This is a genomic window from Prochlorococcus marinus str. MIT 1013 (genome assembly GCF_027359395.1).
In the GTDB taxonomy this organism is placed as follows: Bacteria; Cyanobacteriota; Cyanobacteriia; order PCC-6307; family Cyanobiaceae; genus Prochlorococcus_B; species Prochlorococcus_B marinus_E.
Genome location: NZ_CP114778.1, coordinates 1,791,033 through 1,809,303 on the forward strand (window position 1 = coordinate 1,791,033; position 18,271 = coordinate 1,809,303).

Here is an 18,271-nt window from a genome sequence, read left to right on the forward strand (position 1 = left end):
ATCCATTTACCAGCAAAACACTAAAAATCATGGTTCGGACTGCTTCAACAATGCTTCCACTTGGGACGCAATTACCTGATTTTGAATTGGAGATGGTTTCAGGTTTAAAATTTTCACCTGAGGATCCATTTAGATGTGCTAGCCATATTAGAAGTTTTGATCTAACTAAAAAACCATTGTTTTTGATGGTGATTTGCGCTCATTGTCCGTTTGTTAAACACGTTGAAAGTGGAATTACAAATTTGTTTAATTCTTTTGGAGATAATGTTCAATTTTTAGCTGTTTCTAGTAATAGCTTGATAACTCATCCTCAAGATTCTCCTGAATTATTAGCTTATCAAGCGAATAATCTTGGATGGAAATTTCCTTATTTGTTTGATTCTGATCAGATATTGGCAAAAGCTCTAAAGGCTGCATGCACTCCAGATTTTTATATTTTTTGGCCTTCTAAAGATGGAGTATCAAAATTGAGGTATAGGGGACAAATGGATGGAAGTCGACCTGGAAATGAAATACCTGTTTCTGGTGATGATATTCGTCTAGTGCTTAGCTCATTATTAAAGGGAGAAGATATTTCAACTGATCAAAAACCCTCCATCGGCTGCAATATTAAATGGCATCCTGGTATGGAACCTGAATGGTTTGGATGAATTTATGATTGTCTTTTTAATTTTTATCATTTGAAGTTAATCTAAATAATATGCAAATACCTCCTTTTAGTCTTGATGAACAAATTTCCGAAATTGGAGACGAGATTGAAAAAGTTTTAATTAAAGTTTTTAGAAGCGGAAAATATATTGGAGGGGAGGAAGTAGCTTCATTTGAAAAAGCTTTTGCATTAGCCATAGAAACTTCTTACTCAGTTAGTTGTAACAGTGGAACTGATGCATTAATTCTTGCCTTAAGGTCACTAAATATTGGAGAGGGTGATGAAGTAATCACATCATCATTTAGTTTTTTCGCCACCGCAGAAGCAATTACCAGTGTGGGAGCTAGACCTGTTTTTGTAGATATTGATCCAGAAAATTATCTTATGGATCTTGATCTAATTGAGAAAGTAATAACTCCTAGAACAAAAGCTATTTTGCCTGTGCATTTGTTTGGTCAGCCAATAGATATGGATAAAATAATGGCAATTGCTGAAGTGAATAATCTAAAGGTTGTAGAAGATTGTGCACAAGCGGCTGGTGCAAATTGGCGAGGTAAACCCGTAGGAAGTTATGGCGATGTGGGTTGTTTTAGTTTTTTCCCTACTAAAAACTTAGGTGCAGCAGGAGATGGAGGAGCAATAACTACTAATAATTTGGAGCTGGCAAAAACAATCAGGGAATTGGCTGTTCATGGAATGCCAAAGAGATATTTTCATACAAGCATTGGATATAATAGTAGACTCGATTCATTACAAGCTGCAATATTAAATGTTAAATTAACTCGCTTAAATAAATGGATTGAGCGAAGAAAAGCAATAGCAATTAATTATATAAGTCAATTATCATCTATAGAATCAATTGAATTACCATCTAATAATTTGAGCAATAATTCTTTCCATTCTTGGAATCAATTTGTAATAAGAATAATGGACAATTCTTTTGTCAAAAATATAAAATCTACCTCAGAAAATGTTTTTGATAATACAAATAGAGATCTATTTAAAAATGAACTTCATAGGCTTGGAGTAAATACAATAATTTATTATCCAATACCAATACATCTTCAACCTGCATATAGAGAGTTAGGGTATACAGAAGGATCTCTTCCTATTACTGAAAAAGTATGTAGTCAGGTTATTAGTTTACCTATTTTCCCAGAGTTAGAATCTATTCAGCAATCATATGTTATTGATAAAATAAAAGAACTATTTAAAAATTAAGCTATTTAATATTCGAATATAATTCTTTGAATATTGATGTTTGATTTCTGTGGTTTATTAAAGGTTTTGGATAGCCATTAATCTCCGTCGAAGTTATTTCACCTGAAAGTAAATGAGGCGTTGAGATGTGTGATAATTCAGGGATCCATTTTCGAATATAATTACCATTTTCATCGAATTTAGAAGCTTGTCTAAAAGGATTAAATATTCTCATAGGTTTTGGATCCATTCCACTGCTAGCACTCCATTGCCAACCTCCATTATTTGATGCTAAATCACCATCAACTAAGCTTTTCATAAAGAAAAGTTCTCCCCATCTCCAATCAATTAAAAGGTCTTTTACTAGAAAAGAAGCAACAATCATTCTGCAACGATTATGCATCCATCCAGAATACTTAAGTTGTCTCATTGCAGCATCAATTATAGGGATTCCAGTCAATCCATTTTTCCAAGCTTCAAACCATTCAGATTTATTTTGCCATGGAAAATTTAACCATTTCTCCCTATATGGACCTTTTTCGAGCTCTGGAAAATTAATTAGAGCATTTTGGTAAAACTCTCTCCAAGCAAGTTCCTTTCTCCATGTATCAATAGAATTTATTTGATATTCGTTAGTCGCCATATTTTTTGATATTTGAGCTCCATTCCATACTGCCCTGCAACTTATTGTCCCTAAACTTAAAGCAGCACTTAGATTAGAAGTTGATTCTAAAGATGGAATATCTCTTGCTTGATTATATGAATTTATCACTCCTGAATTTATGAAAAAGTTTAATTGCTTTATTGCCTCAGACTCTCCTGGTTTACAAGGGCAAATATTAGTATCCTTAAATCTATTTGAAGAAAGTAAATCATAAATAGATTTACTTTTTTTGGTAATGCAATAGTTTAAATCTGAGTTTTTAATTTCTGATAAATCTCTCTCATTAAAACCTCTAATCTTTTCAGGTGTTCTTGATATTCTTATTAAATAATTATTTGATATGTTGCTCTGATTAATTATGCCAATCCATTTACGGTAAAAAGGACCATATACTTTGTAAGGTTCATCGTTGTTTGTTTTGATGTCACTTGGATTGACAATTAGTTGATCTAAAAATGTATATACTTTCTTTTTTTCTTTTTTTAGGTGTTCTGTAAGCAGTCTGTCTCGATTGATTTCGTAAGGCTCAATATTTTCGTTCCAGTAAATACATTCAGCTTTAATTAGGTGCGCTAATTTAGAAATTAATTTAATAGGATCTCCATTAAATATTAATAATAGACTTCCTCTTTTTTTCCAATTCTTTTGCAGTTCAAAAAGACTTTCACCTAAAAACCAATTTTTCGCTTCAGATGTTGTTCTATTGAGATTTAAAAGATTGGGATCTAAAACATATACTCCTATAAGATTTTTTGAATTTTTAGATGCTTCGAATAGACCGATATTATCTTCAATTCTTAAATCTCTTCTATGCCAAAATATTGATCGAAACTTGGTCATTTTTTATCCAAGATTTGGCATGCTCTGAACCATGCAGTAATAGTTTTCCCATCAAGTGATTCTTTTCCACTAGCGATAATTTCATTTAACTTTTCTGGAGCCATTTTTAATACTTCAATATCTTCATCTGCATCTCCCTCAGGTTTCTGCTCAAGTTTATTTAAATCTCTTGCAAGGAAAAGATGAATTGTTTCGTCTGAATATCCTGGACAAGGAAGCATTTCTCCAAGATTGTCCCATCTTTTTGCAGAGTAACCACTTTCTTCTTGAACTTCTCTTTTAATTGATTCAAGTGGGCTTTCACCTGCCTCTAAGGTTCCAGCGGGAAACTCAAGAATTCTTCTCGAACAAGCAAATCTGTATTGACGAAGAATAACCACTTCTCCAGAATCTGTAATGGGTACTGCCAATGCAGCGCCTGGATGCCGAATGACCCCAAATTCGCCCTCCATCGAATTAGGTAAAAGAAATTTATTAATTTCAAAACGAATTTTTTTTGCATCAAGACAAGCTTTTGTCTCAATAATTTCTGCGGGTTCAGGTCCTGAAATAGACATACATTTTTTTCTATTCATACAGGATGGCTGATTTTTTTAGAAAAGGTTGGTGATTTTTGTTACGAGTTTTATTCAGGCCAAATGTTTTGAGAATTGATTCGTTTCGGTTTTCCTTGGGCCTTTGATAAAACTTCTGCAAGAGGAATTAAAACAAAGTTTCTTTCACTTAATCTTGGATGAGGCAGAATCAAAGTGTCTGTATTTATCTGCAGTCCTCCCCAAGAAATGAAGTCAATATCCAAAGATCTTGGCCCCCCCCAAATTTCTGTATTTTTTCTTTCCCTACCTGCGATTTTCTCTAATTCTAAAAATTTTTTCATTAAAGAGATAGCTGCTTTTTTATTTGGTTTGACTAATGAAAATCCTCCTCCCGCTACAACAAGGACGGTATTAATAAATCTTGGTTGGTCAATTGGCCCACCTAAAGGATCAGTCTCAAATAGAGGCGCCCATTGAAAAGATAAAGACTTATCAATATTTTGAGAGTCGATTTTTGGGCAATTTAAAGCAACATTCCACTCAATTATGCTTTTTTCTATTTCCGGCCTCATAGCAGCGATTGTTCTTATGGGATCTCCAAGAATGCCAGGGATATTTGCGCCTATTGAGATGACGAGTTTCAATTCTGTTTTTTGTTTTGCATAAGTCATGCGAATATTAAAAGACTTTTAAAAATTTGCTTGATTTATCCAACCCTATGGTTTCCAGCAGATTGAATAACAACAAGATGTCTTCGGTTTCAAAAGACACTGCTGTCATGGATAGAGCTAATCGTTCTTTCCCGTTGGCTGCAATTACAGGCCATGGAACTTTAAAGCTTGCTTTAATGCTAGCCGCAGTTGATCCAGGCTTGGGAGGAGTAATAATTGCTGGTGGTCGTGGTACTGGTAAATCTGTTTTAGCTAGAGGGTTACATGCGCTTCTCCCTCCTATTGAAATAATTGATTTAGAACAATTAGCTAATAATGATCGTGATGATGATTCATTTATTTATCCAGCAGGTAGAAATTTAGATCCTTCTTTCTCAGGGGAGTGGGATGATTTGACTAAAAAGCTATTTACAAAAAACATAGGAAGCCTCGAAAATACTAATGATTTAGAAAATATCCCTAAAAAAGTTGTTCCTGCTCCTTTTATTCAGGTTCCCTTAGGAGTAACCGAGGATAGGCTTGTTGGCGCTGTGGATGTTGCTGCTTCATTATCTAGTGGAACTCCAGTCTTTCAGCCAGGTTTACTGGCTGAAGCTCATAGAGGAGTTTTGTACATAGACGAATTGAATTTATTAGATGATGGCATTGTTAATCTTGTTTTGTCCTCAGTAGGGGCAGGTGAAAATAGAGTAGAACGAGAAGGATTGAGCTTAAGTCACCCATGCCGTCCTCTCTTGATTGCTACTTACAATCCTGAAGAGGGGGGATTGAGGGATCATCTCTTGGACAGATTTGCAATTGTGTTGTCCGCAGATCAATTGATTACAAATGAACAAAGAGTTGAAATAACTCAGTCTGCTATTGCTCACGGTCAATCTAGTGAAGCTTTCTCTAAAAAATGGTCTGAAGATACAGAATCTCTATCAACGCAATTGCTTTTGGCAAGGCAATGGCTTCCAGATGTTCAAATCAGTGAGGATCAAATTGAATACTTAGTTTTAGAAGCAATTCGAGGAGGTGTAGAAGGACATAGATCAGAGCTTTATGCAGTAAGAGTTGCAAAGGCTCATGCTGCTTTATGTGGAAGAGATTCAGTTGACGCAGAAGATTTAAAGGCCGCAGTAAGACTTGTCATCGCCCCTAGGGCGATGCAAATCCCTTCGGAAGAAGAAATGGAGCCTCCTGCGCCAGAAGATCAGCAGCCTCCCCCTCCTCAAGACGCTGATGACAATGATGAGCAAGAAGAAGAACAAGAAGAAGATCAGGAAGAGGACCAAGAACAAGAGTCATCACCTCCAATCCCTGAAGAATTTATGCTTGATCCAGAAGCATGTGCTGTTGATCCAGATTTGTTACTTTTTTCATCCACCAAATCAAAAAGTGGAAATAGTGGAAGTCGTTCAGCTGTGTTAAGTGATAACCGGGGGAGATATGTAAAACCAATTCTTCCAAGAGGTCCTGTTAGAAGAATTGCAGTTGATGCGACTTTAAGAGCTGCAGCGCCTTATCAGAAAGCAAGAAGAGAAAGAGAACCTAATAGGAGAGTAATTGTTGAGGAAGGGGATTTGCGCGCAAAATTACTTCAGCGTAAAGCAGGTGCGCTGGTGATTTTCTTGGTTGATGCAAGTGGTTCAATGGCTCTAAATAGAATGCAAAGTGCAAAGGGAGCTGTTATTCGTTTGTTGACCGAAGCTTATGAAAACAGAGATGAAGTTTCTCTAATACCTTTTAGAGGAGATCAAGCAGAAGTTTTGCTTCCGCCAACCAGATCAATTACTGCTGCGAAAAGACGACTTGAGGCAATGCCATGTGGTGGTGGATCTCCACTTGCTCATGGATTAACTCAAGCTGCAAGAGTAGGAGCGAATGCTTTGGCGACAGGAGATCTCGGTCAGGTGGTCGTAGTGGCAATTACAGATGGCAGAGGGAACGTTCCATTAAGCACTTCATTAGGTCAACCAGTCCTTGAGGGAGAGACACCGCCTGATTTGAAGCAAGAAGTTCTTGATGTCGCTTCTCGCTATCGAGCCCTTGGTATTAAATTGCTTGTAATTGATACAGAAAGAAAGTTTATTGCAAGTGGTATGGGTAAAGACTTGGCTGAAGCGTCAGGAGGTAAATATGTTCAATTACCTAAGGCAAGTGATCAAGCTATTGCTTCAATCGCAATGGATGCAATTAATAGTGTGACCTGAAACTGTTTGTTATTGATATATATCATCAAATAATTTACTCAAACCTATAGTCAATCTTTTTAGAGAATCTAGAAGTTCTTTGTCTTCCAAAATATTTCCCATATCTGAACTCATTTGGTCAATTTTTTTTGTCAGTGAACTTGATGTTGAGGCAAGGTCCTGAATGTCTTTTAGAGTTTTAGGATTATCGAGGCTTTTAAGAATATTAGTTAAATGAACAGAAGCTTTTGTTAGCTCAGAGATTATAGGTTTTGCTCTTATAAGTTCTGATTTAGATAACAAGACAAGCTCATCGAGATTAGCTTGAGTTCTGTCAAATTGTTGAATAGATTCTGATACCTTATTTACTATTGCTTGTTTATCTGCTTCATCAATAATTCCATTTATACCCTCTGTTAAGCTAGAAATACTAATCATTTCTAAACCTTTAATCTTATCTCCACTACATAAAATTCTTTTATTTGGGCAATCTTTTTTGACTGTAATTAGTTCGTTCCTATTTAATGATTTACCTAATGAGACTAGCGATAATTGAGCATCTCCACCAAGCATAGAGCTTGTAGTTATTTTGGCAATTACAGGTTTTGGTAAAATTAAATTATCGTTGTTTAATTTGATTTTAGTTTCAACAGTGTTTGGGGTGAAATTTATCTTTTGAACAGAGCCAACAATGATTCCTCGATAAGTAACTGGAGACATCTTGGCAAGACCACTTGCATCTTTGAAGCTTGCAGATATCTCCCATGTTTTTGAACCTAAACGAAAATCTCTTAACCAAAGCATTGCTCCTGAAAAGATAATTAATCCACCTAATAGTGAAAATCCAACAAACGCATCTCGTAAACTTCTACGCATAAATTTATAAGTCCTCAGGTTGCATTGGTCCTTGAAGATTACCTGTGCGAAATTGTTTTACATAGGAATTTTCACTTTGTTTAAATTGATCTATGGATCCATCCCATTGAAATTTCCCATCGTAAAGCAAAATAACTCTATTAGTTGTTCTTTCAATTGTACTTGCAACGTGACTTACAACGATTGAACAGCCTTCCGCAGCATCAGTTGTTTTAATGATTAGATCTTCAATACGAGTGCAAGCTATTGGATCTAAACCAGCAGTTGGTTCGTCATATAGAAGAAGAGGAATAGAGTCTTTTCTTTTCTTGCAGTCACTAATTAATGCACGAGCAAAACTTACTCTTTTTTGCATCCCTCCACTAAGTTGATTCGGAAATTTATCTGCAACATCATACAAGCCTACTTTCTGTAAACAATTTATGACTTTTTTATTGATATTTTCTTCGGAAACAACTTTCTGCTTTTCAAGTAAAAAACCTACATTTTCCTTAACTGTTAATGATGCTAATAATGCTGGGTTTTGAAAAACTAATCTCACATCGGGAGGTTCGTTTTGATCAAGCCTTAAATAATTTTGCTCAATACCTGATATTTCAAGACTTCCTTTAGTAGGTAATAGCAAGCCAGCTATGAGGCGAAGTATTGTTGATTTCCCTGCCCCAGATGGACCAACAATTGCAAGTCTCTCTCCAGCACCTATGGCAAGATTGACTTCATTGAGAACTTTATTTGATCCCAGTTCAACACTGAGATCTTTCATCAACAATACTTGAGTGTTTTTTGGCACACTCTCTCCTAATGTCTGTTTACCTATCTCATTTTGTATGAGATAGGTAAATTGGGAAGTTTTATTAGAATTTATATGAATTAATTATTTAGGTCTCTTTGTTGAAATCTTCTCTAACTTGAATCCATTGAACCAAAGAAGGAAAAGAAAATTAAGAAGATCTACTTTGCGTAAAAGCTATTTCGCTAGTTTGTCTTTTCATCTTTACTCGCGCTTTAAAAGAGCTATTAGATGGCTTTTGCCAGGGCTAGTAGTTAAAAGGTGGATGATGACATCAGGCTTGGGATTATTAATCGCTTTGATTGGAGCGTCAATTTGGGCCGATCTACGTCCAATTTATTGGGTAGTTGAAATACTTTTTTGGTTTTTAGGATTCATAACTACTTTTATTCCTAGAAATATTTCTGGGCCAATAGTCTTTTTGATAGGGATATCTCTTTTGATTTGGGGTCAAGGAAGAAGTTTTGAATCTATTAGGCAGGCCTTAGGTTCCAAAAAAGATACTTTTTTAGTTGATGCATTGAGAGCTAAACAAAAATTAAATAGAGGTCCAAACATTGTTGCTGTTGGAGGGGGCACAGGTTTATCGTCATTATTAAAAGGTTTAAAAAGATATAGCAGTCGAATAACTGCAATAGTTACTGTTGCAGATGATGGAGGAAGTAGTGGAGTGCTTAGAAGAGAGCTGGGAGTTCAGCCCCCAGGAGATATAAGAAATTGTTTAGCAGCTTTAGCAACAGAAGAGCCACTAATAAAAGGTCTTTTTCAGTATCGCTTCCCTTCAGGAAGTGGACTTGAGGGACATAGCTTTGGGAACCTTTTTCTATCCGCTTTAACTGCAATAACTGGAAGCTTAGAGACGGCAATCACAGCATCAAGCAGGGTCCTAGCTGTTCAAGGTCAAGTTGTACCAGCAACTAATGTAGATGTCCGTTTATGGGCCGAACTTGAAAATGGTGATCGAATAGATGGAGAATCAGCGATTGGGAAGGCTCGCCTACCAATAATCAGAATCGGTTGTTATCCTTCTCGCCCTCCAGCTTTGCCAAGAGCACTGGAAGCAATCAGAAATGCTGAAATTATTTTGATAGGGCCAGGAAGCCTATACACTTCAATTCTTCCAAACCTACTTGTTCCTGAAATAGTCGAAGCTATTGAGAGAAGCAAAGCTCCAAAGCTTTATATATGTAATCTGATGACTCAACCAGGTGAAACTGATGGACTTGACGTTACTGGTCATGTGAGGGCTATCGAAGCGCAATTGGCATCTAGAGGAATTACTAGGAAAATATTTAGTTCAATACTTGCCCAAGGTGAATTAGAACCCTCCCCATTGGTTGATTACTACAAATCAAAAGGGGCTGAACCAGTGAAATGCAATAAATTTGATCTTTTATCTAGAGGCTATAAGGTTTATTTGGCTTCTCTTCAGGGCTCAAAGGCTACTCCAACTTTGAGGCATGATCCTAGGAGTCTCGCTTTAGCAATAATGAGATTTTATAGAAGATACAAAAAAGGGAAATAAATCAGTATGCATCTTGCATTTCATAAAAATCTGGCTGAACATAGTCCTTCCTAAGTGGCCATCCTTTCCAATCTTCAGGCATTAAAAGTCTTTTAGGATGAGGGTGGCCTGTGAAGTTGATACCATACATATCGAATGTTTCTCTTTCTTGCCAATCTGCTCCTCTGAAAAGACCGTATAAACTAGGAACAGTTAAGTCCCCATTTCGAGTTAGGAATACTTTTAATCTTACTTCGCGAGGTGAAAAATCTTTTTTAAATTCACTCATTTCTATTAAATTATAAAAACAAACAATATTTAAACCAGGACCTTCATCGTATCCACCCTGGCATTGAAGGTAATTAAACCCATCATTTTTTAACGCTTCAACTATTGATAAAAGATTGCTTGGCGTAATTTTTATTATTTCAACTCCTAAGTGATCATCTTGGAGAGGAATGTGGTCAAATCCATTTTTAGAAAGCCAAACGCTTATTGGACCTGAGATTTTTTCTTCTACTACAATTTCTGAATCGTTTGTCATTTTTTTATAAGAGATGCTTAATTGCTTGAAAGTTCTTCAGATATTTTTTGAACCTCTTTTAATGATTGATCAAATTTTTCAGATAAGGAAGGATTTAATGCAATTAGTTGGGATTTTGCATTTAGATATTGTCCATTAACTTTTGACTCTGCTCTCTTCATCCTATGAGGAATAGTTAAATAACGATGAGTTTGAGTGATCTTTGATCTTTCAGAGATAGATTCGTTGGCAACTTTTTTTCTTAATTTGATCACAGCATCAAATATTGCTTCTGGTCTTGGAGGACAGCCAGGAAGGTAAAGATCAACTGGTATTAATTTGTCAACACCTCGAACTGCCGTAGTTGAATCTGCGCTGAACATGCCACCAGTAATAGTGCAAGCTCCCATAGCAATTACGTATTTCGGATCAGGCATTTGCTCATATAGTCTTACAAGGGCGGGTGCCATTTTCATAGTTACAGTACCTGCAACTATTAGTAGATCTGCTTGCCTAGGAGAACTTCTAGGTACTAATCCAAATCTATCAAAATCAAATCGAGATCCAATTAAAGCCGCAAATTCAATAAAACAGCAAGCAGTTCCATAAAGAAGAGGCCAAAGACTGCTTAATCTCGCCCAGTTGTGAAGATCTTCAAGGCTAGTAAGGATTATGTTTTCGCTTAAATCATTTGTTACTGTTGGCGTTGCCACCGGGCCACAAGAAGCTTCTCTAAGGTTTCTTGCGGCTTCAGAAGAGGGAGATTTATTCAAATTGTTCAAAGGATTCAACTCCATTCAAGGGCACCTTTTCTCCATGCATATGCTAATGCAACAACCAATATTGTGATGAAAACAAGTGCTTCAATAAATGCTAATAACCCAAGTTTGTTAAATGCAACTGCCCATGGGTAAAGGAACACCGTTTCGACGTCAAATATAACGAAAACAAGAGCAAACATGTAGTAACGAATATTAAATTGGATCCATGCTCCCCCAATTGGTTCCATGCCAGATTCATATGTAAGCTGTCTTTCTCCTGCTTTACTGCTAGGAGAAATTAGCTTATTTGTTGTGAGCGCAAGAATAGGAACTGCTCCAGAAATAAGAAGAAATCCTAAAAAATACTCATAACCCTGAAGGGTAAACATGAATGAATTACTGATTTCAATATCAGTTTGACAGTCATTTTCTAGATTAGTGCCATAGAGTTGTTATGTGTGAAAGTGAAAACTGTGAGTAAAGACAACAAAACAGAAACAAATCCTTTGGAAGATTTCAATTCTGATGAAAAACAAAACCAAGTTATTTCATTTGCACCAAAAAACTCAACCGAGGAATTTGATCCAAAAGCAAATCGCTTCGAATGTATTAGCTGTGGTTTTATTTATGATCCTGATGAGGGTATAAAGAAGCTTAATATTGAGCCAGGAACTGCATTCTTAGATATAGATAGAGAGAAGTTCAGATGTCCAGTCTGTCGAGTAGGATTTGTTGGATACAAGGATATTGGACCTAAATCAAAGCCTAGTGGATTTGAAGAAAACCTTACATATGGCTTTGGATTTAATAAACTTCCTTCAGGCCAGAAAAACGTTCTTATTTTTGGAAGCCTGGCTTTAGCTGCTGCCTGTTTTCTCTCTCTTTATTCTTTGAAATGAAACGTCTGTTTTCAAATGTCATTAATTTGACCCTTGTCTTAATAGTAGGAGTAGCTCTTAGTGGTTGTACTGTTAGTAATGCATCCATTGGCTCATCAAGCCCTTGGACACAAGTCGACCTAGATACTGAGGCAAATCCTCTAGATGCTGACTTTGTTGATGACAAAAATGGGTTTTTAGTTGGCACCAATAGGTTAATTCTAGAGACAAATGATGGCGGAATTACCTGGAAAGAAAGAAATTTAGATATCCCAAGCGAAGGTAACTTTCGTCTAATAAGCGTTGATTTTAAAGGCCCAGAAGGTTGGATTGCAGGTCAACCAGGATTGATTCTTCACACAACTGATGGAGGGAAAAATTGGACTCGTCTCGATTTGGGAAATAAGTTGCCTGGAGATCCATATTTGATAACAACAATTGATAATGATTCTGCTGAGTTGGCAACTACTGCTGGAGCAATTTATAAAACAACTGATGCTGGTGAGAATTGGGAAGCAATAGTTGTTGATACTTCAGGCTCTGGAGGCATAAGAGAATTAAGACGCACAAATAATGGTGGTTATATAAGTGTAAGTAGTCTTGGTAACTTCTTCTCAGTATTAAGTCCAGGTCAGGAGTCATGGAGCCCTCATCAAAGAGCAAGTAGTAAGAGAGTTCAGAGCGTTGGTGAGCAGCCAAATGGTGATCTATGGATGCTTTCTAGAGGAGCTGAAATCAGGTTTAATGCAGATTCGGATGATATCGACTCCTGGTCAAAACCCATAATCCCAATCGTCAACGGGTATAACTATCAAGATCTTGTTTGGGATCCATCTAAGTCGATTTGGGCAGCTGGAGGAAACGGAACTTTATTAGTGAGCAATGATGATGGAAAAACTTGGGAGAAAGACCCTGTTGGTGAATCTGTTCCTACTAATTTCATAAGAATTCTATTTGTGGACGATTCAAATAGTGTCAATCCTAAGGGATTTGTTTTTGGAGAAAGGGGAAATTTATTGCGTTGGAATGGTTGAAATCATCAAAAATTCTATGATTTCCATGACTCTGTGTAACCACCTTGCAACAGAGATCGTTTCTTTTGATTTCGCTTGATAAGATCACTGAGCTGATTAAGTGAGGCTATGGCTGCCGGCTCTACCGGGGAACGCCCGTTTTTTGAGATCATTACTAGTGTCCGCTATTGGATTATCCATGCTGTGGCACTTCCTGCGATCTTCGTGGCAGGATTCCTATTTGTGTCTTCTGGGCTTGCCTACGACGCTTTTGGAACTCCTAGACCAGATACGTATTTTCAGGCTGGAGAAAGCAAAGCTCCTGTTGTTGTTCAGCGCTTTGATTCCAAGGCTGAACTTGACACGCGTCTGAAATAACCAAATTTCATCTGATTGCTTTTTTATCCATGCAAGTCAATCCAAATCCAAATAAAGTTCCGGTTGAATTAAACCGAACAAGTCTTTATCTTGGACTCTTACTTGTTTTTGTAATGGGAATTCTTTTTTCCAGTTACTTCTTTAACTAAATCTCTTTATCATGAGCAAATTAAAAGGACCTGATGGGCGAGCAGGAGATCGTCTGCCAAATGGTATGCCTGCAGTCTCCTGGCAAAGACGGTGGACAGAGGGAGCACTTCCTTTATGGTTAGTGGCTACTGCAGGTGGAACAGCTGTTATTTTTGTTCTTGGTATTTTCTTTTATGGTTCATACACTGGTATTGGTAACGCTGGTTAGTTTTAACTAGAAAAATACTATTTATTTGAAATAACTTTAAAACCAACTGGCATTAAATGTCGGTTGGTTTTTTTTAAAGCCAATATTTATCTGTAAATAATTTGATCTTGTTTTTAGTTGTATTTGGTACATGCTCTTTTGGAGTGACTAGCGCATTTTTTAATGCATTATGAAAAGAGCTTGAAGGCCTTAATGATGAGATTCTTTTGGCGGCAGCAGATATTATTAATTTTGCAAAATTTGCATTTTCCTGAAGATTCTCAATGACCATCTCGACAGATACATTTTCGCAATTTTGATTCCAGCAATCATAATCAGTAACCATGGAAAGGCTTGAATAAGCGATTTCGGCTTCTTTTGCTAATCTGGCTTCCGTATGGTTTGTCATGCCTATGACTGAGCATCCCCAATCTCTATATAATTTTGATTCTGCTTTTGTTGAAAATGCTGGCCCTTCCATAGCAAGATATGTTCCTCCAATATGCATGCTTTTTTCTTTGGTTAAAAGTTTTTCTATTTCTTGCGACAGTATTTGAGAAAGAATTTCGCAAAATGGATTTGCCATGCTTATGTGAGCTACAACTCCATTGTTGAAAAAGGTCAATGGCCTTTGATGAGTTCGATCAATAAATTGATCAGGTATAACAATGTCGCAAGGTTTGATATTTTCTTTTAATGAACCCACAGCTGATGCTGATATCAACCATCTAACATTTAGATAACGCATAGCCCAGATATTTGCTTTATATGGAATTTCACTTGGATTTAAGGTATGTTTCTCTCCATGGCGAGCTAGAAAAACAATCTCTATTCCAAATAGATTGCCTATTAGTAATTTATTAGAAGGCTTTCCATAGGGAGTGTCTAAGCTTAATTCGACTATGTTTTTAAGATTTTCTATCTTATATAGTCCGCTTCCGCCAATAATTCCTAATCTAGCTTCTTTGAAATCATAGGTATCTGATTGTGTTCCAGAAATATTCAAAAAATCATGTTCAGTGATCATCTCGTTCTTGCTGGTGGTGGTCATACTCATGCCCTTGTGATGCTTCGATGGGCAATGAATCCAAAATTGAAGCCTGCTGGAATGATTACTTTAGTCAATAAATCAAGTACTACTATTTATTCTGGGATGTTTCCAGGTGTCATAGCAGGTAAATACAAGATTGATGAAATACTAATTGATTTGAGGAATCTCGCTTCAAAAGCAGGAGTTTCATTTGTGATGGCAGAAATTGAGGGGATTGACCTTAAGAAAAAAAACTTACTTTTATCAGGACGCCCAGAAATTGAATATTCTTTATTATCTATGAATATAGGAACAAAAACTAACTTCAATTCTAAATCTGAAATTGCATGGGATAAAGATTTAGCTGTTCCCATTAAACCTTTTTCTGAGTCTTATAAATTTATTGTCGATCAAGATATTCACAAGGATAATTCTTCTGCTAAACCATTTGTAATTATTGGTGGCGGATTCGCTGGGATAGAAATAGCTTTTTCTTTAAGAAAAAGATGGCCAGAAAGATCAATTATATTAAAAGTTAAATCTCGAAGAAAATTTAGTAAAAATCTATTAAAAAAATTAAAAGATTTAAAGATTCAGATCATAAAAAAGGACCCATCTGTTTTATACCCAACATTAATATGTACTGGTAATAAATCATTTGAATGGATAAAAGATAGTGGTTTTCCTATAGATGAAAATGGGAGGATATTAACAAAAAAAACTCTTCAAGTCCTTAATTATCCAGGGTTATTTGCCGTAGGAGATTGTGGAGTTATTAAGGATCATCCCCGCCCTTCTTCTGGAGTATGGGCTGTTCGCTCAGCAAAACCATTGGCAAAGAATTTAGAGAGAATCAGTAAAGGTTTAAAACTTAAGGAATGGAAACCTCAACGAAAAGCAATACAACTTTTAGATATCAACTATATAAACATGAAATCCAAAGCTTTTATTTCTTGGGGTGAAGTGATTATTGGCCCTTTTGATTTTCTATCAAGATTAAAAGAATCAATTGATAAAAAATTTGTCTCGAAATTTCATTTTATTCAAGATATAAATACAGAAATGCTTGCGGAAAAGGAGATGATTAAATGTAGAGGTTGTGCAGCAAAATTACCATTTACCCCATTAAGCTCAGCATTAAAAAAATTAGATTTAATAGAATCTCCAAAAGATGATTCTATTGATATAGGAATATTAAATTCTTGTAAGACTTTAATACAAAGTGTAGATGGATTCCCTTCTTTAATTAGTGATACATGGCTAAATGGAAGGCTTTTGGCTTTTCATTCTTGCTCTGATATTTGGGCATGCGGAGGATCTGTGATCTCTGCACAATCTGTTGTGAAATTGCCATCCTTACCTAATGATTTACAGCAAGAGTTATTATTTCAAGTATTGGAAGGTATCAATTCTGCTTTATCTATTCAGGGGGCGAAACTTATAGGTGGACATACATTAGAATCAAGAAAAACATCTAAAGAGCCATTCTCTCTAGGAATTGAAGGCTCGTTAACTGTTAACGGAGTTATTGATGATAAAAAATATTTTTGGTCTAAGGGAGGAATGAAAAAGGGAGATCAAATTCTAATTAGTCGTTCGTTAGGTACTGGAATAATATTTTCTGCATTTATGAATAGCCAAGTAAAACCTTATGTACTTGATTCTGTTTTAAAAGAAATGAATAAAAGTCAGCATTATTTAGTTGATTTTATTTATCAATTAACAAATATAAATTCAAACTCAAAAATTGTAAATGCATGTACTGATATCACTGGTTTTGGTTTGCTAGGTCATTTATCTGAAATGTTGGAATCTACAAATAGTGATCGATTAAAGATGAACATAGAACCCTTAAAAATTATTCTTGAGCTAGATCATATACCTATATATGATGGAGTTAAAGAACTTTTAGAAAAGGGTTATGAAAGTACTTTAGCCTCTTCAAATCAGGTTTTTTTAAAAAATATTGATGGAGATAAAAACTTGAGATTTGAGCTTGTCTCCAATGATTTTGTTCCTAATAAATCGCTTTATAATGCTATGCTAAAAATTTTAGTAGACCCACAAACATGTGGACCTTTGGTTGTTAGTTGCCCATCGATTCATTCAGAAAAACTAATAGAGAAAGGACCTTGGATTCGAATTGGGTTTGTTTCTGAATAGATACTTATTAATAATTCAGGAAAGACTTTTTTTATCAATTAATTTCATTCTTTGTCGTTTTATTTCAATTCCTATTTCTGGTCCAGGTGTCCAACCTTTAGCTATTAAATCCTCTCCTTTTATTGGAGACTCTATATCCTTCCAATTGTATAGCCAAGATTTTAAGTATTCTTTTAGAGGGTTTTCTTTGTATATTTCAAGTATGAATGAAGATTCATTAGCATTTATTTCCTCTAGAAAAATTGTCCACTTGGATGGGGACCACTTTTTATATAAATTATTAGCTGTTAGATTTTCAAGATATTTGCTTAACTTAAAGGCTCCTTCTATTATTTCTTTTTGTTGTTGATCTAAGTTTAATCTTTTAGCAAGATAAATAGGGTCTTTAGATTCATAAACTAATGCTGTTAGAGGTTCAATGTTTGACTTCTTTGCAATGAATATTTTTTCGATAAGTCTTTGATCATTCTGTAACCTCGAATCTAATATTGTTAATCCTCCCCAATCTTGTAGATTTTTTAATGCATTTTTCCAATACTTACTTTTTAAAAGCAATACGAGTTCCATTTTTAATCTTATTGATAATGCTGAAGGTGCTAAATCAGCTTTATCTCCAATATGCCAATTCCAAGGCCAACGATTTATAGTATCTTTTATTTGTCTTAAGGCTTGATTTGATAGACGAAAATCTAACTTGGCTGAATAGCGAGAAGCTCTAATAATTCTAGTTGGGTCTTCTAGAACGCTTGATTCATGTAAAAAGTCCATTTCCTTGTTATTTATTGCATCTAATCCTGAAAATAAATCTATTAGCCTATTATCTTTCAGTTCAATTGCCATAGCATTTATATTGAAGTCTCTTCTAATTAGATCCTCTTTGATAGTTGATGATTCGACTAATGGATTTTCTCCAGGTATAGGGTAAGTTTCTTGACGAGCAGATGCAATATCAACTTTTATGCCATTAATTGTTATTTCTGAGGTTTTATAAGTTGTGTTATTGCGTATGATTTTTACTCTTTCTGGCCCAAGAACTTTTTGCAATTTTTTTACATAGATTGATGTCTCGCCTTCTATGATTAAATCTAGATCATTAAAGATAATTTTATAATCTTTATTTTTAGAAATTTTTATTAAGTCTCTAACAACTCCTCCAACTATCGCTATTGAATTTATATTAACTGAGATTGCTACATCTAATAGAATAGATAAGATTCCATTGGGTAATTCTTGTATCTCTTTTTCAATTTTATATTTATCAAATAATTCCATGATAGATATAAT

General features: G+C 35.5%; 20 protein-coding genes. 10 read left to right on the top strand and 10 right to left on the bottom strand.

What is annotated here, in order from left to right; genetic code table 11:
- The first annotated feature begins 29 nt into the window (after nt 1–29).
- Nucleotides 30–650, top strand: a complete 621-nt coding sequence (locus tag O5633_RS10140) for a thioredoxin family protein (RefSeq protein WP_269609589.1) — start codon at nt 30–32, stop codon at nt 648–650.
- A gap of 50 nt (nt 651–700) precedes the next feature.
- The gene (locus tag O5633_RS10145; RefSeq protein WP_269609590.1) at nt 701–1,870 is read left to right on the top strand and encodes a DegT/DnrJ/EryC1/StrS family aminotransferase; all 1,170 of its coding nucleotides are present in this window, start codon (nt 701–703) and stop codon (nt 1,868–1,870) included.
- A 1-nt stretch (nt 1,871) separates the two neighbouring features.
- Here the strand turns inward: O5633_RS10145 and O5633_RS10150 are convergent, their stop codons facing one another.
- The 3 genes from O5633_RS10150 to folK form a co-directional block, all read right to left on the bottom strand.
- Nucleotides 1,872–3,353 carry a cryptochrome/photolyase family protein gene (locus O5633_RS10150; RefSeq protein WP_269609591.1) on the bottom strand — a complete coding sequence of 494 codons (1,482 nt, stop codon included), beginning with the start codon at nt 3,351–3,353 and terminating at the stop codon, nt 1,872–1,874.
- The gene (locus O5633_RS10155; RefSeq protein ID WP_269611354.1) at nt 3,350–3,910 is read right to left on the bottom strand and encodes an NUDIX hydrolase; all 561 of its coding nucleotides are present in this window, start codon (nt 3,908–3,910) and stop codon (nt 3,350–3,352) included. Before O5633_RS10155 ends, O5633_RS10150 begins: the two co-directional genes overlap by 4 nt.
- 68 nt (nt 3,911–3,978) lie before the next feature.
- Nucleotides 3,979–4,560, bottom strand: coding sequence for a 2-amino-4-hydroxy-6-hydroxymethyldihydropteridine diphosphokinase (folK, locus tag O5633_RS10160; RefSeq protein ID WP_269609592.1), 582 nt, complete (start codon nt 4,558–4,560; stop codon nt 3,979–3,981).
- A 47-nt stretch (nt 4,561–4,607) separates the two neighbouring features.
- Here folK and bchD point away from each other — a divergent pair, with 47 nt between their 5' ends.
- On the top strand, nt 4,608–6,755 hold the full coding sequence (gene bchD, locus O5633_RS10165) for a magnesium chelatase ATPase subunit D (RefSeq protein WP_420063615.1): 2,148 nt from the start codon (nt 4,608–4,610) through the stop codon (nt 6,753–6,755).
- A gap of 9 nt (nt 6,756–6,764) precedes the next feature.
- On the opposite strand, the gene O5633_RS10170 is transcribed toward bchD, so the two are convergent.
- Together O5633_RS10170 and O5633_RS10175 are read right to left on the bottom strand one after the other, a co-directional pair.
- A complete protein-coding gene (locus tag O5633_RS10170) occupies nt 6,765–7,610 on the bottom strand; it encodes an MlaD family protein (RefSeq protein WP_269609594.1) in 846 nt (281 codons plus the stop codon).
- Nucleotides 7,611–7,614: 4 nt separating this feature from the next.
- Nucleotides 7,615–8,400, bottom strand: a complete 786-nt coding sequence (locus O5633_RS10175; protein WP_269609596.1) for an ABC transporter ATP-binding protein — start codon at nt 8,398–8,400, stop codon at nt 7,615–7,617.
- Between the two features lie 127 nt (nt 8,401–8,527).
- Here O5633_RS10175 and O5633_RS10180 point away from each other — a divergent pair, with 127 nt between their 5' ends.
- Entirely contained in the window at nt 8,528–9,925 is a 1,398-nt protein-coding gene (locus tag O5633_RS10180; protein ID WP_269611355.1) for a gluconeogenesis factor YvcK family protein, read from the top strand.
- 1 nt (nt 9,926) lies between these two features.
- On the opposite strand, the gene O5633_RS10185 is transcribed toward O5633_RS10180, so the two are convergent.
- Genes O5633_RS10185 through O5633_RS10195 form a run of 3 tightly spaced genes read right to left on the bottom strand, consistent with a single transcriptional unit; the run spans nt 9,927 to nt 11,577 of the window.
- A complete protein-coding gene (locus tag O5633_RS10185) occupies nt 9,927–10,448 on the bottom strand; it encodes an NAD(P)H-quinone oxidoreductase subunit J (RefSeq protein ID WP_269609597.1) in 522 nt (173 codons plus the stop codon).
- Between the two features lie 17 nt (nt 10,449–10,465).
- Nucleotides 10,466–11,224, bottom strand: coding sequence for an NADH-quinone oxidoreductase subunit NuoB (gene nuoB / locus O5633_RS10190; RefSeq protein ID WP_269609598.1), 759 nt, complete (start codon nt 11,222–11,224; stop codon nt 10,466–10,468).
- On the bottom strand, nt 11,215–11,577 hold the full coding sequence (locus O5633_RS10195; RefSeq protein WP_269609599.1) for an NAD(P)H-quinone oxidoreductase subunit 3: 363 nt from the start codon (nt 11,575–11,577) through the stop codon (nt 11,215–11,217). The genes nuoB and O5633_RS10195 overlap by 10 nt, the downstream gene beginning before the upstream one ends.
- Nucleotides 11,578–11,733: 156 nt before the next feature.
- On the opposite strand from O5633_RS10195, the gene O5633_RS10200 reads away from it, so the two are divergent.
- The 5 genes from O5633_RS10200 (at nt 11,734) to O5633_RS10220 (ending at nt 13,815) form a co-directional block, all read left to right on the top strand.
- Complete coding sequence (locus tag O5633_RS10200; RefSeq protein ID WP_269611356.1) at nt 11,734–12,087, top strand: rubredoxin; 354 nt, start codon at nt 11,734–11,736, stop codon at nt 12,085–12,087.
- Nucleotides 12,084–13,100 (top strand): photosynthesis system II assembly factor Ycf48, encoded by a 1,017-nt coding sequence (locus O5633_RS10205; protein WP_269609600.1) that lies wholly within the window; start codon nt 12,084–12,086, stop codon nt 13,098–13,100. Before O5633_RS10200 ends, O5633_RS10205 begins: the two co-directional genes overlap by 4 nt.
- A gap of 108 nt (nt 13,101–13,208) precedes the next feature.
- Nucleotides 13,209–13,457, top strand: coding sequence for a cytochrome b559 subunit alpha (gene psbE, locus O5633_RS10210; protein WP_011294296.1), 249 nt, complete (start codon nt 13,209–13,211; stop codon nt 13,455–13,457).
- A 29-nt stretch (nt 13,458–13,486) separates the two neighbouring features.
- On the top strand, nt 13,487–13,606 hold the full coding sequence (locus tag O5633_RS10215) for a photosystem II reaction center protein L (protein WP_011294297.1): 120 nt from the start codon (nt 13,487–13,489) through the stop codon (nt 13,604–13,606).
- A gap of 11 nt (nt 13,607–13,617) precedes the next feature.
- Complete coding sequence (locus O5633_RS10220; RefSeq protein ID WP_269609601.1) at nt 13,618–13,815, top strand: photosystem II reaction center protein J; 198 nt, start codon at nt 13,618–13,620, stop codon at nt 13,813–13,815.
- Nucleotides 13,816–13,888: 73 nt separating this feature from the next.
- Here O5633_RS10220 and mtnP read toward each other — a convergent pair whose 3' ends face one another.
- Nucleotides 13,889–14,821: an S-methyl-5'-thioadenosine phosphorylase gene (gene mtnP / locus O5633_RS10225; RefSeq protein ID WP_269611357.1), complete on the bottom strand. Its 933-nt coding sequence runs from the start codon at nt 14,819–14,821 to the stop codon at nt 13,889–13,891.
- On the opposite strand from mtnP, the gene selD reads away from it, so the two are divergent.
- Nucleotides 14,807–16,987, top strand: a complete 2,181-nt coding sequence (selD, locus tag O5633_RS10230; RefSeq protein ID WP_269609602.1) for a selenide, water dikinase SelD — start codon at nt 14,807–14,809, stop codon at nt 16,985–16,987. The two genes, mtnP and selD, sit on opposite strands and share 15 nt — an antisense overlap.
- A 15-nt stretch (nt 16,988–17,002) precedes the next feature.
- Here the strand turns inward: selD and O5633_RS10235 are convergent, their stop codons facing one another.
- Nucleotides 17,003–18,259: a CCA tRNA nucleotidyltransferase gene (locus tag O5633_RS10235; RefSeq protein WP_269609603.1), complete on the bottom strand. Its 1,257-nt coding sequence runs from the start codon at nt 18,257–18,259 to the stop codon at nt 17,003–17,005.
- Nucleotides 18,260–18,271: the final 12 nt, after the last annotated feature.